This window comes from Rathayibacter caricis DSM 15933, assembly GCF_003044275.1.
Lineage (GTDB): Bacteria > Actinomycetota > Actinomycetes > Actinomycetales > Microbacteriaceae > Rathayibacter > Rathayibacter caricis.
The window spans coordinates 3072558-3086270 of sequence record NZ_PZPL01000001.1; the positions used below are offsets into that span (position 1 = coordinate 3072558).

Consider the following 13713-nt stretch of genomic DNA (forward strand, 5'->3'; position numbering starts at 1 on the left):
GGGCTCAGACGGCGGCCGCGCGCGCGGACGTCCAGCCCAGGGCGGGCGCGATCGACTCGGCGACGGTCTGCAGGAGCCGCGCGTTGTACTCGACGCCCAACTGGTTCGGCACGGTGAGCAGGAGGGTGTCCGCCTCCTGCACGGCGGCGTCGGCGGCGAGCTCCGAGGCGATGAGGTCGGGCTCACCGGTGTAGCTGCGGCCGAAGCGCGCCGGCACGCCCTCGAGGGACGCGACCTGGTCCGCTCCCCCGCGGCCGCCGAAGTAGAGGCGGTCGAGCTCGCTCGTGATCGGGAGGACGCTGCGCGAGACCGAGACGCGCGGCTCCCGCTGCCAGCCGGCCTCGGCCCAGGCCGAGCGGTACTCGCGGATCTGCCGGGCCTGGAGCTCGTCGAAGGGGATGCCCTCCTCCTCGAGCAGGAGGGTCGAGGACTGCAGGTTCATGCCCTGCTCGGCGGCCCAGCGCGCCGTGGCGAAGCTGCCGGCGCCCCACCAGATGCGGTCCTCGAGTCCGGGCGAGCGCGGTTCGATCGGGAGCGGGAGCGACTGACGCGTCATCGCCGGGTCGGACTGCGCCACGGGAGCACCGGAGAGCGCCTCGCGGAAGAGCTGCACCTTGTGCCGGGCGAGGTCGGCGTCGGTCATTCCTTCCGGGGGCACGAAGCCGAACGCCTCGGAGCCGCGCAGAGCGGTCTCGGGCGATCCCCGGCTCACGCCGAGCTCGAGCCTGCCGCCCGAGATGAGGTCGGTCGCCGCCGCCTCCTCGGCCATGTAGAGGGGGTTCTCGTAGCGCATGTCGATCACGCCCGTGCCGATCTCGATGCGGCGGGTGCGAGCGGCGATCGCTGCCAGCAGCGGGAAGGGCGAGGCGAGCTGCGTCGCGAAGTGGTGCACGCGCACGTAGGCGCCGTCGAGCCCGATCTCCTCCGCGGCCTCGGCGAGCTCGATGGTCTGGAGGAGCACATCGCCTGCGGTGTGGGTCATCGACCCCGGCACCGACTGGTAGTGGCCGAAGGAGAGGAAGCCGATGCGCGAGACCATGCCTGCTTCAGCACCCGCGGACGGCTCGGTATTCCCGGGCCGGATCTCAGAGCGCGTCGAAGTCGGCCGAGATCGACGCGGCGATCTCGATGTCCTCGGGCTTCAGGGCGAGCGGCTCCTCGTGGGAGGCGAAGGCGGCGGCGCGGCTCATCGTGCCGTAGCCGCCTCCTCCGCCCGAGGTGTGCGGCCGCAGACCGGGCTCGAACAGGGTGAGCACGCGGGGCTGGCCGAGCCCGAGGGCGGAGGCGTACGCGGCGGCGCGCTCCTGCGCGTCGCGGACGGCCGCCACGCGGACCTCGCGCTCCACGCTCGCCCGTCGGGCGGCGGTCAGATCCCAGTCGACTCCCGAGACCACGACGCCCGGCAGTCCGGACACCGACGACACCCATCGGCCGAGTGCGTCGAAATCCCGGTACTTGACCCGCACGCTCGCCGCGGCGATGTGGAAGACCTCGGCCACGTCCGAGTCCTTGAGGAATCGGCGGACGGTCGAGACCGACACCTGGTCGGCCGACCACCACGTGGCCGCTCCGGACTGCTGCTCGGCGCGGGCCTGATCGCGCACGGTGGCGTGCAGTGACGAGACCTCGGCGAGCACCGCCGAGCGGGACCGCGACTCGCGGCGGATCTCGAGGCGGACGGTCCCCCGCTCGGCGGGGTGGAAGTGCTGCGCGGTGCCGGCGACGGTGAGGGTGACCATGCCCTCATGGTGCCCCATCCGCCTCCGCCGCGCCCCTCCGCCGCCCTCCGGCGTGCTGCCGCGTCACCCGCGCGACTCGAGCGACCTCCGGATCGTGTCGGCGAGGGCGCGCTCGACCGAGAGGTTGCTGAGGATCTGCTCGCGGTAGCCGCCCCGGGCCGGCGGCACGACGCGCCCCGAGACCGGGTCGGTCGATCCGCGGAGGGCGCGCTCGCCGTCGGCGATCGACTGCTCGAGCAGCTCGAGGCGCCGTGCGAGACGGTCGGATTGGAAGCCCTCGGCGGTGATCCGCTCGTCGGGGGCGGTGGGGAAGGGCGAGGTGGTCGCGCTCATGGTGGTCCGATCCTTCGGGGCGCCCGGAATCGGCGCCGTCACCAGGGAGACACGGGAGAGGCCCTTCCATGACGCGGTGGCGCGGAATCAAGGTCGGGCGTGGCGCGAAGCGTCGCCTCCGGATCAGTCGCGGAAGACCGACAGGTGCTGGTTCTCGACGATCGCGAGGGTGCGGACGAGGCGGGTGTAGCGCTCGACGAGCTCCCCCTCCTCGGCGCCCTGGCCCAGCAGGGCCGAGATGCTCTCGGCGGGGAACAGTCCGACGATCTCCATCGCGACCGCCCGGGCGTGCTCGAACGACAGCGCGCGGGCGTACTCGAGGGCGCGGGCGAGCTGGGGGCGCTCGCCGTCGGCCGGCCGGGCGTCCGCTCCGCTCGCCGCGGCGTGCGCCAGGACGGCCACGAACACGCGGGCGATCTCGTCGACGCGCAGGGCCCGCACGAGCGTGAGCAGGCGGGAGGAGACGCGCGTCACTCCGCGGGCCAGGAGCTCGCCGCTCAGGGCGCGCACCTCGATGACGTCGCCGCCCGTGAAGTCCCCCGACACCCGCTTGATCCCGGAGGCGAAGAGGCTCGACCCGGAGTGGACGCTCCGCTCGGCCTCGAGGTTGATCTCGACCCGCCCGCGCGCCGTGGCGACGCCCGAGATCCAGCGCTGCTCCACTGCGGGGTGCGCGTGCACCGCGCGGACGAGCGTGCCGGGGCCGGGGCTCTCGAGGGCGCGCAGGATGACCTCGGGGGTCCGCGCGCCGGCGATCCTCGTCGAGACGCCGTTGTGCGCGGCGAGCTCGGCCGCCTTGAGCTTCGAGCGGATCCCTCCGCGTCCGGTGCCGCCCTTCTGCACGCCGATGCCGCGCAGCTCGGCGATGCCGAGCTCGTCGAGGTGCACGCCCTCGGCGATGCTGCCGGCGAAGACGCCGGGCACGTCGGTGAGCAGCAGGAGGAGATCGGCGCCCAGGAGCATCGCGAGGCCGCCGGCGACCCCGTCGTTGTCGGAGCCCGCCGAGTCGATGGTGTCGTTGCCGTTGACGATCGGCACCACTCCGGCGTCGAGCGCGTGGCGGATCGCCTCGGCCACGTGCGACATCTGCCGAGGGGAGGCCAGGTCGGACTCGCCGATCAGGATCTGGGCGACGAGCGACCCGGACAGCTCGGCGACCGAGCGGTAGAAGCCCATGAGCACGGTCTGGCCCACCGCGGCGGCGAGCCTCGAGCTGATCGGCTCGTCCTGCGAGCGGGCGAAGAGGGCGCGGCCGGAGGAGACGGCGCCGGAGGAGACGAGGACCACGTCCCAGCCGAGACCGCGGGCCGTGAAGGCGCTCTCGAGGGCACTGGCCAGGAGCACGGGGTCGGGTCCGGACTGCTTGGTGACGGAGCTCGAGCCCATCTTGACCACGAGGGTGCGCCTGCGCGGTGCGACCGCCTCGTCGGAGGAGGGAGCGGCGGCGGAGTCGGGCAGTGCGTCGGGCATGGCCCCCATGGTAGAGCTGAGCACTCCCTCCCCGATTACCGAGCGGTGGTCGGTAATCGGGTAGCGTGCCCGGTGGAGCCGACGAGGGCTCCCCCTCGGAAGGACCTCCCATGACAGCGTCGTCGACCTCCTCGCCCACCGGCTCGCCCGTGGACCGCCGCTACCTCGATCCGCTCCGGCCCGTCGAGGAGCGGGTGCGGATCCTGCTCGGGCAGATGACCCTCGAGGAGAAGGCGGGCCTGCTCTTCCAGACGATGATCGTGCTGGGCGAGGGCGGGGCGCTCGCCGGAGCGGACGGCGGCTTCGGACTCCCCTCCACCTCCGAGATGGTGCTCGAGCGGAGGATGACCCACTTCAACCTCCTGGGCGGGGCGCAGGCGTCTGCGCGCGAGATCGCGGAGTGGCACAACCGGCTGCAGGAGCTCGCCGCCTCGACCCGCCTCGGCATTCCCGTGACCCTGTCCACCGATCCGCGCCACTCCTTCACCGACAACCCCGGCACGGGATCGTCCGCCGCGGCGTTCTCGCAGTGGCCGGAGCCGCTCGGACTGGGAGCGATCGGGGACGAGGCCCTCGTCGAGCGCTTCGGCGACATCGCGCGGCGGGAGTACCTCGCGGTCGGGCTGCGGGTGGCGCTGCATCCGCAGATCGACCTGGCGACGGAGTCGCGCTGGGCACGGCAGGTCGGCACGTTCGGCGAGGACGCCGACCTCACGGGGCGACTGGGCGCGGCCTACATCCGCGGGTTCCAGGGCGCCGCGCTCGGCCCGGAGTCCGTCGCGACGATGACCAAGCACTTCCCGGGCGGCAACGCCGAGTACCACCTGCGGCCGTTCGAGAAGGCCTTCGAGGCCGGGACGAGCCAGATCATGCCCTATTACGGGATGCCGGTCGGCACGGAGCACGAGGAGGTCGGCTTCGGCTTCAACCGCTCGGTGATCACGGGGCTGCTGCGGGAGCGGTTCGGGTTCGACGGCGTCGTGTGCACCGACTGGGGGCTGCTCACGGACGCCGACATCCTCGGCGACCGGCACCCGGCCCGCGCCTGGGGCGTCGAGCACCTCACCGTGCCGGAGCGGATGGCGAAGGCGCTCGACGCGGGCGTCGACCAGTTCGGCGGCGAGGCGATCCCGGAGGTGCTCGTCCAGCTGGTGCGCGACGGGGTGGTCGAGGAGGAGCGCCTGGACGTCTCGGTGCGGCGGCTGCTGCGGGAGAAGTTCGTGCTGGGGCTGTTCGACGCGCGCTCGGTCGACCCGCTCCGGGCGGAGGAGGTGGTCGGGTCGACGGAGTTCCGCGCCGCGGGCGAGGACGCCCAGCGCGCGGCCGTCACGGTGCTCGCGCACGACGACGTCCTGCCGGTGCGGCGCGGCGCGCGGCTGTACGTCGAGGGGGTCTCCCCCGAGGCGGCCGCCGGGTACGGCGAGGTGGTGGAGTCGCCGGGGGAGGCGGAACTCGCCGTGATCCGCCTGCAGGCGCCCTTCGAGCAGCGGACGACGGCGTTCGAGGGCTTCTTCCACGCGGGGTCGCTGGAGTTCCCGGACGAGGTGGTCGCGCACGTGCTGGACGTCGCGGGGCGGGTGCCGACGATCGTGGTCGTGTTCCTGGACCGGCCGGCCGTCCTGACTCGGTTCGTGGGATCGACCGCGGCGCTGCTCGCCGAGTTCGGGGCGTCGGACGAGGCGGTGCTGGACGTGCTGGTCGGCGGATCGGCTCCCCGGGGGAGGCTGCCGATGGACCTGCCGCGCTCGATGGCGGCGGCCGCGGCGCGGCGGCCCGATGTGCCGTTCGACACCGTGGATCCGCTGTTCCGCTTCGGTCACGGACTGCGGATCGGCACGGCGGAGTAGCCGCTCGGGAGGGGTGGAGACTCCTCCCCATGGCTGCGATGACGGTGCTGCGGCGTAGTCTCCGAGGACCGCATCGGGGATGTCGGTGGCGATTGACATACTCGAACACATGTTCGAATATGGGCAGATGACAGCCTCCTCCCCCACCCTCTCCGAGGGGACGGCCGAGGCTGCGGAGCCGCTGCTGCGCCAGCTCGCGTCGGTGAAGGAGCTGCAGTCGCGGATCCGCGACATGCAGGCCACCACGCTCGAGACGAAGAGCCTGGCGACGCTGCCGGCGTTCACCTCGGTGCTGCCGGGAGGCGCGCTGAAGCAGGGCGCCGCCTACTCGGTCGAGGGGTCCCTGAGCCTCGCGATGGGGCTGCTCGCGGGCCCGTCCTCCGAGGGGGCGTGGTGCGGGGTCGTCGGCGTGCCCGAGTTCGGCGCCGAGGCGGCGGCCGGCATCGGGATCGACCTCGAGCGGCTGGTGCTCGTGCCCGCTCCGGCGGAGCACTGGCTCACCGTCACCGCCGCGCTCGTCGACGTTCTCACCGTCGTGCTGACCCGGCCGCCCGCCTCCGTCTCCTCGGCCGACGTCTCCCGGCTCGGCGCCCGGCTCCGCCAGCGCGGAGCGGCACTCGTCGTGCTCGGCGAGTGGCCGCAGGCCGAGGCGCGGCTCAGCATCCGCAGCAGCCGCTGGGAGGGGCTGGGGGCCGGTCACGGCTATCTGCGCTCCCGCGAGGCCCTCGTCGACGTCGTCGGTCGCGCGGGGACCCGCGTGCGGACCGTGCGGATGAGCATGCCCGGCGCCGACCAGGCCTTCGGAGTGCACCACGAGCACTCGCGCCTGCGCGAACGGGCGGTGTGAGGTGGCGACCGCACCCGAGCTGCGCCGCACGATCCTCGTGTGGTGCCCGGACTGGCCGCTGCTCGCCGCGGCGGGCGACGCCGGCCTGCCCGCGGAGGCGCCGCTGGCGCTCACCGAGAAGAGCCGCGTCTTCGCCTGCTCCCCGACCGCGCGCGCCGAGGGGGTGCGACGGGGCATGCGGATCCGCGAGGCGCAGTCGCGCTGCACCGGGCTCACCGTGCTGCCCTACGACCCGGTGCTCGACCACCGGGCGTTCGAGCCGCTCGTGCAGGCGCTGGAGGAGATCACCCCGGGTGTGCAGCTGATCCGGCCGGGTCTCTGCGCGATCCGCGCCAGAGGCCCCCGCCGCTACTACGGGAGCGAGCGGTCGGCGGCAGAGGCGGTGCTGCGGCGACTGGCCGAGCTCGGGGTCGACCGGGCCCGCATCGGCATCGCCGACGGGCTCTTCGCCTCCGAGCTCGCCGCCAAGCACTCGGCCGAGGACGTCGCGATCGTGCCCGCGGGGACGACCGCGGCGTTCCTCGCGCCGCTCCCCCTCGAGGCGCTCGGCACCGAGGCGGTCGGAGCCGCCGCGACGCGCTCGAAGCCGGTCCGCGGCGAGGACCTGGTGACCCTCCTGCGCCGGCTGGGCGTGCGGACGCTGGGCGCCTTCGCCGCGCTGCCGGCCGAGGACGTCGCCGCCCGGTTCGGACCGGACGGGGCCCGGTCCCATCTCCTGGCCCGCGGGGCCGAGACCGAGGCGGTCGTGCCGCGCCTGCCTCCCGAGCGGCTCGACCGGTCGCTCGAGTTCGAGCCCCCGCTCGACCGCATCGACCAGGCCGCCTTCGCCTTCCGGATCCCCGCGGAGGAGTTCGTCGCGGGGCTCACCCGGGCGCAGCTGGTGGCCACCGCGATCCGCATCGACGTCACCAGCGACCGGGGCGAGCTCTCCTCGCGCAGCTGGCTGCATCCGCGCTGGTTCACCCCGGGCGACGTGCTCGACCGCGTGCGCTGGCAGCTGCAGGGCAGCGGGGCGATCGACACGGGCCTGGGCTCCCCGATCGCGCGCATCGCCGTGGAGCCGGAGGCGGTGGACGCGATCGGGAACCACGAGCAGGGCCTCTGGGGCACCGCCCCCGAGGAACGGGTCCACCACGGTCTCAGCCGCGTGCAGAGCATGCTCGGGCACGAAGCGGTCGTGACGGCGTCGATCGGCGGCGGCCGGGCGCTCCGCGATCGGCATCACCTCGTCCCCTGGGGCGACCGCGAGCCGGGCGATGCCCGGCCCAAAGGACTGCCGTGGCCGGGATCGCTCCCGCCGCCCCACCCGCCCACGGTGTTCACCGAGCCGGTGGCGGCACTCGTGCGGGGTCCGCGCGGGGAGCCCGTGTCGGTGGACGACCGCGGGTCCCTCGTCTCGGTCCCCGCCTACTTCACTCCCGGCACCTCGCAGGCCCGGCTCGAACCGGTGGCCGGCTGGGCGGGACCGTGGCCCGTCGACGAGCGCTGGTGGGACGCGCGGACCGCCACCCGCTACGACCGCTTCCAGGTGGTCGACGCGGCCGGGACCGCCTGGCTCCTGGTCTGCCGCGACGGGGAGTGGGCCGCCGAGGCCCGGTACGACTGACCTCCGCGCCTCCCTCCCGCACCTCCCTCCCGCACCACGATCACGATCACGAAGGAGCCCCGCATGGGCTGGAACAACCCGCCGATCCCCTGGTCGGAGTTCGAACGGCGCCTTTCCACCGGCCGCCGGGCCGACGGCACGGTGGTCCGGGGCGACGGAGGGGACAGCCCGGCCTGGTCGCACAAGCGGCCGGCCTACTCCGCGGGCGACGACGTGCGCTCCCCCGACCTGAAGGTGCCCTACGCCGAGCTGCACGCGCACTCCAACTTCAGCTTCCTCGACGGCGCCAACCGCCCCGAGCAGATGGTCGAGGAGGCGGTGCGCCTGGGCATCGACACCCTCGCGCTGACCGACCACGACGGCCTCTACGGGATCGTCAGGATGGCCGAGGCGGCGCAGGGCCACCCCGTCCGGACCGCCTTCGGGGCCGAGCTCTCGCTCGGGCTCCGCACCCCGCAGAACGGCATCGCCGATCCCGAGGGCTCGCACCTGCTCGTCCTCGCCCGCCGCGAGGAGGGCTACCACCGACTGGCCCGCGCCCTGACCACCGCCCAGCTCGCGGGAGCCGAGAAGGGCAAACCGAGCTACGACCTCGAGGAGCTCGCCCGCGCGGCGGACGGGCACTGGATCGTGCTCACCGGCTGCCGCAAGGGCGCGGTGCGCCAGGCGCTGGTCGCCGAGGGCGAGGCGGCGGCCGAGGCCGAGGTGCGCGAGCTCGTGCGCCTCTTCGGGGCGGCGAACGTGCTCGTCGAGCTCTACGACCACGGCGATCCGCTCGCCTCCCTGCACAACGACGCCCTGGCGGTCATCGCCGAGCGGCTGCGGCTGCGGGTGGTGGCCACCGGGAACGTGCACTACGCCCGACCCGAGGACCGTCCCCTGCAGACCGCGCTGTCCGCCGTCCGCGCCCGGCGCAGCCTCGAGGAGATGGACGGCTGGCTCCCCGCGGCGGCGGGCGCCCACCTGCGCTCCGGCGCCGAGATGGCCGAGAGGTTCGCGCGCTACCCCGGCTCCGTCGAGAACACCGTCCGCGTCGCGGACGAGATCGCCTTCGAACTCGGGAAGGTCCGCCCCCGTCTCCCCCGCCAGGACGTCCCGGAGGGGCACACCCCCATGAGCTGGCTCCGCGAGCTCGTGCACCGGGCCGTCCCGCAGAAGTACCCGGGAGCCGACTCCGACGTGCTCGAGCGGCTCGAGAAGGAGCTCGCGGTCATCGAGGCGAAGGACTTCCCCGGCTACTTCCTGATCGTGCACGACATCGTGCACTTCGCGAAGGGGCAGGGGATCCTCTGCCAGGGCCGGGGATCCGCCGCCAACTCGGCGGTCTGCTACGTCCTGGGCATCACCGCGGTCGACTCGATCTTCTACGACCTCCCGTTCGAGCGGTTCCTCTCGAGCATCCGCGACGAGGAGCCCGACATCGACGTCGACTTCGACTCGGAGCGGCGCGAGGAGGTCATCCAGCACGTCTACGAGAAGTACGGGCGCCTGAACGCCGCGCAGGTGGCCAACGTGATCACCTACCGGCCCAAGTTCGCGGTCCGGGACATGGCGAAGGCCCTCGGCTACAGCCCCGGGCAGCAGGACGGCTGGTCGAAGCAGGTCGAGGCGTGGGGGGCCATCACCGAGAGCACCGACCACGACATCCCCGACGACGTCGTGGCCCTCGCCACCCGCGTCCTCGGCGCACCCCGGCACCTCGGCATCCACTCCGGCGGCATGGTCCTCACCGACCGCCCCGTCGGCGAGGTCTGCCCGATCGAGCCGGCACGGATGGAGAAGCGGACCGTCCTGCAGTGGGACAAGGACGACTGCGCCTGGATGGGCCTGGTGAAGTTCGACCTGCTCGGGCTCGGGATGCTCGCCGCCCTGCAGTACACCTTCGACCTCGTCGCCGAGCACGTCGGCGAGCAGTGGGACCTCTCCACGATCCCCCGAGAGGAGAAGGGCGTTTACGACCAGCTCTGCCGGGCCGACTCCATCGGCGTGTTCCAGGTCGAGAGCCGCGCCCAGATGGGCACCCTGCCGCGCCTGCAGCCGCGCCGCTTCTACGACCTGGTGATCGAGGTCGCGCTGATCCGGCCGGGCCCCATCCAGGGAGGCGCGGTGCACCCCTACATCCGCCGCAAGCTCGGCGAGGAGCCGGTCACCTACCAGCACCCCCTGCTCGTCACCCCGCTCAAGCGGACCCTGGGCGTCCCGCTGTTCCAGGAGCAGCTGATGCAGGTCGCGGTCGCGGTCGGCGACTGCAACGCCGAGGATGCCGATCTCCTCCGGCGCGCGATGGGCTCCAAGAGGGGGACGGAGAAGATCGAGACGCTGCGCGAGCGGCTCTACCAGGGCATGGCGCGCAACGGCATCACGGGCGAGGTCGCGGACGACATCTACACGCGGATCCAGGCCTTCGCCAACTTCGGCTTCGCCGAGAGCCATGCGATCAGCTTCGCCCTGCTCGTCTACGCGAGTGCCTGGCTGCGGCTGCACTACCCGGCGGCGTTCACCGCGGCGCTGCTCCGCGCCCAGCCCATGGGCTTCTACGCCCCGCACACCCTCGTGGCCGATGCGCGCCGGCACGGGGTGCGCGTCGAGTCCCCCGACGTCAACCGCTCGCTGCCCCACCCCGGCCTCGAGGCCGCACAGGACGCGCCTCCCCGGCGTCGGGGCGGGGCCGGCTACGGGAGCGAGGAGTGCCTGGCCGTCCACCAACCGCCGACCGGTCTCTTCGACCGCACGGAGCCCTTCCACACCGACGACCACCGCCGCGACGCGGGCTTCGTGATCCGCCTCGGGCTCTCGGGGGTGAAGGGGATCGGCGACGCGCTCGCCCAGCACATCGTGGCCGAGCGCGAGCGCGGCGGCGCCTACGCGAGCATGTCCGACCTCTCGCGACGGGTCGGGCTGAACGCGACCCAGCTCGAAGCGCTCGGAGCCGCGGGGGCCTTCGATACCCTCGGGCTCGACCGCCGCCAGGCGCTGTGGGAGGCGGGCACCGCCGCCGCCGACCGCGAGGAGTTCCTGCCCGGATCCGTCGTCGCCGTGCAGCCTCCGCTGCTGCCGATGCTCTCGGCGCAGGAGCGCGTCGTCTTCGACTTCTGGGCCACCGGGATCTCCCCCGACGACCATCCGCTCCGGCACCTCCGCGCCGATCTCCGAGCGCGCGGCGCGCGGTCCACGGCCGACCTGCCGGGCACCTCCTCCGGCACCCGGATCGAGGTGGCCGGCGTGGTGATCCACCGCCAGCGTCCCTCCACAGCCGGCGGAGTGACCTTCATGAACCTCGAGGACGAGCACGGGATCCTCAACGTGATCTGCTCCGTCGGAGTATGGAACCGCTACCGGCGGATCGCCCGCGAGGCGCCCGCCCTCCTCGTGCGGGGCATCCTCGAGCGCTCCGAGGAGGGCGTCACCAACCTCCTCGCCGACCGCTTCGAACCCCTCTCGGTCGGCGCCCGCACGACCTCCCGCAACTTCCGATGACCACGGCCACCCGGCGACGACCGCTCCCGCGATCGCACGCTCCACGAGAAAGCGATCCCATGACGACCACCCACTCCGCCGGTCCGCTCCCGCACCTGGACGCGCCGCTGCTCGACGACCGCGATCTGCGCGATCGCGTCACCTCCCTCATCGGCCCGGCCTACCGGCGCGCGCTCTGGCCGATCCTGCTCGACCGGGCCGGATTCCAGCTGCCGATCCTCTACCCCGTCGACGGGCTGCCCGTGCATCCCGACGAGGAGCGCACCGAGCGGATCGTCGCGACGCTCGCCAAGGCCGTCGCCCACCACGAGGTCGGCTCCCTCGCCTTCGCGCTCGAGCGTCCCGGCCGGGCCTTCCTCGGCGAGACCGACCGGGTGCTCGCCCGCTACCTCGCCGCGGCGTGCCACCGGCGGGCGATCCCCCTGCGCGCGCTGCTGCTGGTGCACGACGAGGGCGTGCGCGTCGTCGCCGAGGCCGAGTACACGGCCTCGATCCGCTGACCGGGGAGCACCCGTCGGGAACCACCGGGGGAACGACGGAGGGACGACCCGCCGAGGCGAGCCGTCCCTCTCCGAGCGATCGGGGTCAGTCCGTGGTCGTGAGCGTGATCAGCAGCGACGAGGCGCCGAGATCGACCTCGGTGTCACCGGGCTGCACGGCGTACTCGCCGACGCCGAGCAGCGACTCCGCCACCTCGGGCAGGGGCACCCGGGCCGCCGCCTCGCCCACGTTGATCGCGATGGTCACCCGACCGCGTCCGAGCGTCAGCCAGCGCTGCTCCTCGTCGAACTCGACGACGAGGGAGCCGAAGCGCGGATCGGTCAGCTCGGGGAAGCGGCGGCGCAGCGCCGCGAGCTCCCGGTACACGCCGAGGATCCGGGCGTGGCGCCCCTCCTCCGCCTCGGACCAGTCCAGGCGCGAGCGACTGAAGGTCTCGGGGTCCTGCGGGTCGGGCACGACCTCGGGGTCCCAGCCCATCTTCGCGAACTCCTCGATCCGGCCCTTCGCCGTCGCCTCGCCCAGGTCCTTCTCGGGGTGCGAGGTGAAGAACTGCCACGGGGTGGACGCGGCCCACTCCTCGCCCATGAAGAGCATGGGAGTGAACGGGCCGAGCAGGGTCAGCGCCGCAGCGATCGCCAGCCGCCCCTCGTCGAGAGTGGCCGTCAGGCGGTCGCCGATGGCGCGGTTGCCGATCTGATCGTGGTTCTGGCTGCAGACCACGAGACGCCAGGCGGGCATCCGCTCGGTCTCGATCGGACGACCGTGGTGACGTCCCCGGAACGTCGAGAGCGTGCCGTCGTGGAAGAACCCGCGCGTGAGCACCTTCTCGAGAGCGCCGAGCGGAGCGAAGTCCTCGTAGTACCCGGTGGTCTCCCCGGTCAGTGCGACGTGGACCGCGTGGTGGAAGTCGTCGCTCCACTGCGCGTCGAGACCGTAGCCGCCCGCCTCGCGCGGGGTGATCAGCGTCGGGTCGTTGAGGTCGGACTCGGCGATGAGGGTCAGCGGTCGGCCGACGTGAGCCGAGAGCACCGCGACCTCCGACGCCAGTTCCTCGAGCACGTGCACCGCGCGCTCGTCCGAGAGGGCGTGGACCGCGTCCAGGCGCAGCGCGTCGACGTGGTAGTCGCGCAGCCACATCAGGGCGTTGTCGATGATGTAGCCGCGGACGACGTCCGAGCCCTCGCCGTCGAGGTTCACCGAGCTGCCCCAGGTGTTGGCCTTCTCGTTCTTGAGGTACGGGCCGAACTCCGGCAGGTAGTTCCCGCTCGGGCCGAGGTGGTTGTAGACCACGTCCTGCACGATCCCCATGCCGGCGCGGTGCGCGGCGTCCACGAAGCGCTGGTACGCCTCCGGTCCGCCGTACGGCTCGTGCACGGCGTACCACAGCACTCCGTCGTAGCCCCAGTTGTGCGTGCCGTTCACCGCGTTCACCGGCAGGATCTCGATGAAGTCGACCCCCAGCGAGCGCAGATGGTCGAGCTTCCCGGCCGCGGCGTCCAGCGTGCCCTCCGGGGTGAAGGTGCCGATGTGCAGCTCGTAGATGACCGCTCCGGCCAGCTGGCGCCCGGTCCAGGCCACGTCCTGCCAGGCGTACGCGCTCGGATCGAAGGTGCGCGACAGCTCGTGCACACCCTCGGGCTGACGGCGCGAGCGCGGGTCCGGGAAGGGCCCGGAGCCGTCGACGCGGTAGCCGTAGTCGACGTCGCCCGACGGGACGGAGCCGGAGACCCGCCACCACCCCTCCGACCCGGTGGGCGTCATCGGGACGGAGTCCCCGCCGCCGAGCACCAGCTCGACGGCGGAGGCGGTGGGCGCCCAGACGTCGAAGCGGTCGGGTCCGGCGGTGGCGAGGGCGTAGCGGTAGGGAGTCGTGCTGATCACGGAGATCTCCTG

10 protein-coding genes are annotated in these 13713 nt (G+C 73.2%); 5 read left to right on the forward strand and 5 right to left on the reverse strand.

Annotation, left to right across the window (positions count from 1 at the left end; genetic code table 11):
• Window positions 1-4: 4 nt before the first annotated feature.
• The 4 genes from C1I63_RS14325 to proB form a co-directional block, all read right to left on the reverse strand.
• The gene (locus C1I63_RS14325) at window positions 5-1039 is read right to left on the reverse strand and encodes an LLM class flavin-dependent oxidoreductase (protein WP_107575213.1); all 1035 of its coding nucleotides are present in this window, start codon (window positions 1037-1039) and stop codon (window positions 5-7) included.
• 46 nt (window positions 1040-1085) lie between these two features.
• A complete protein-coding gene (locus C1I63_RS14330; protein ID WP_170116392.1) occupies window positions 1086-1739 on the reverse strand; it encodes an SIMPL domain-containing protein in 654 nt (217 codons plus the stop codon).
• A 63-nt stretch (window positions 1740-1802) separates the two neighbouring features.
• Entirely contained in the window at window positions 1803-2072 is a 270-nt protein-coding gene (locus tag C1I63_RS14335) for a hypothetical protein (RefSeq protein ID WP_107575215.1), read from the reverse strand.
• A 123-nt stretch (window positions 2073-2195) separates the two neighbouring features.
• A complete protein-coding gene (gene proB / locus C1I63_RS14340; RefSeq protein ID WP_170116393.1) occupies window positions 2196-3542 on the reverse strand; it encodes a glutamate 5-kinase in 1347 nt (448 codons plus the stop codon).
• Between the two features lie 110 nt (window positions 3543-3652).
• Between proB and C1I63_RS14345 the strand changes: the two genes are divergently transcribed.
• The 5 genes from C1I63_RS14345 to C1I63_RS14365 all read left to right on the forward strand — a co-directional run bounded on the left by C1I63_RS14345 (window position 3653) and on the right by C1I63_RS14365 (window position 11819).
• The gene (locus C1I63_RS14345; RefSeq protein ID WP_107575217.1) at window positions 3653-5389 is read left to right on the forward strand and encodes a glycoside hydrolase family 3 protein; all 1737 of its coding nucleotides are present in this window, start codon (window positions 3653-3655) and stop codon (window positions 5387-5389) included.
• A 127-nt stretch (window positions 5390-5516) separates the two neighbouring features.
• Window positions 5517-6236 (forward strand): hypothetical protein, encoded by a 720-nt coding sequence (locus C1I63_RS14350; RefSeq protein WP_107575218.1) that lies wholly within the window; start codon window positions 5517-5519, stop codon window positions 6234-6236.
• A 1-nt stretch (window position 6237) separates the two neighbouring features.
• Window positions 6238-7842 (forward strand): DNA polymerase Y family protein, encoded by a 1605-nt coding sequence (locus C1I63_RS14355; protein WP_211315628.1) that lies wholly within the window; start codon window positions 6238-6240, stop codon window positions 7840-7842.
• A gap of 63 nt (window positions 7843-7905) precedes the next feature.
• Window positions 7906-11319: an error-prone DNA polymerase gene (locus C1I63_RS14360; RefSeq protein WP_107575219.1), complete on the forward strand. Its 3414-nt coding sequence runs from the start codon at window positions 7906-7908 to the stop codon at window positions 11317-11319.
• Window positions 11320-11378: 59 nt separating this feature from the next.
• Window positions 11379-11819: a hypothetical protein gene (locus C1I63_RS14365; RefSeq protein WP_055792067.1), complete on the forward strand. Its 441-nt coding sequence runs from the start codon at window positions 11379-11381 to the stop codon at window positions 11817-11819.
• An 85-nt stretch (window positions 11820-11904) separates the two neighbouring features.
• Here the strand turns inward: C1I63_RS14365 and treZ are convergent, their stop codons facing one another.
• On the reverse strand, window positions 11905-13701 hold the full coding sequence (gene treZ / locus C1I63_RS14370) for a malto-oligosyltrehalose trehalohydrolase (protein WP_244907095.1): 1797 nt from the start codon (window positions 13699-13701) through the stop codon (window positions 11905-11907).
• Window positions 13702-13713: the final 12 nt, after the last annotated feature.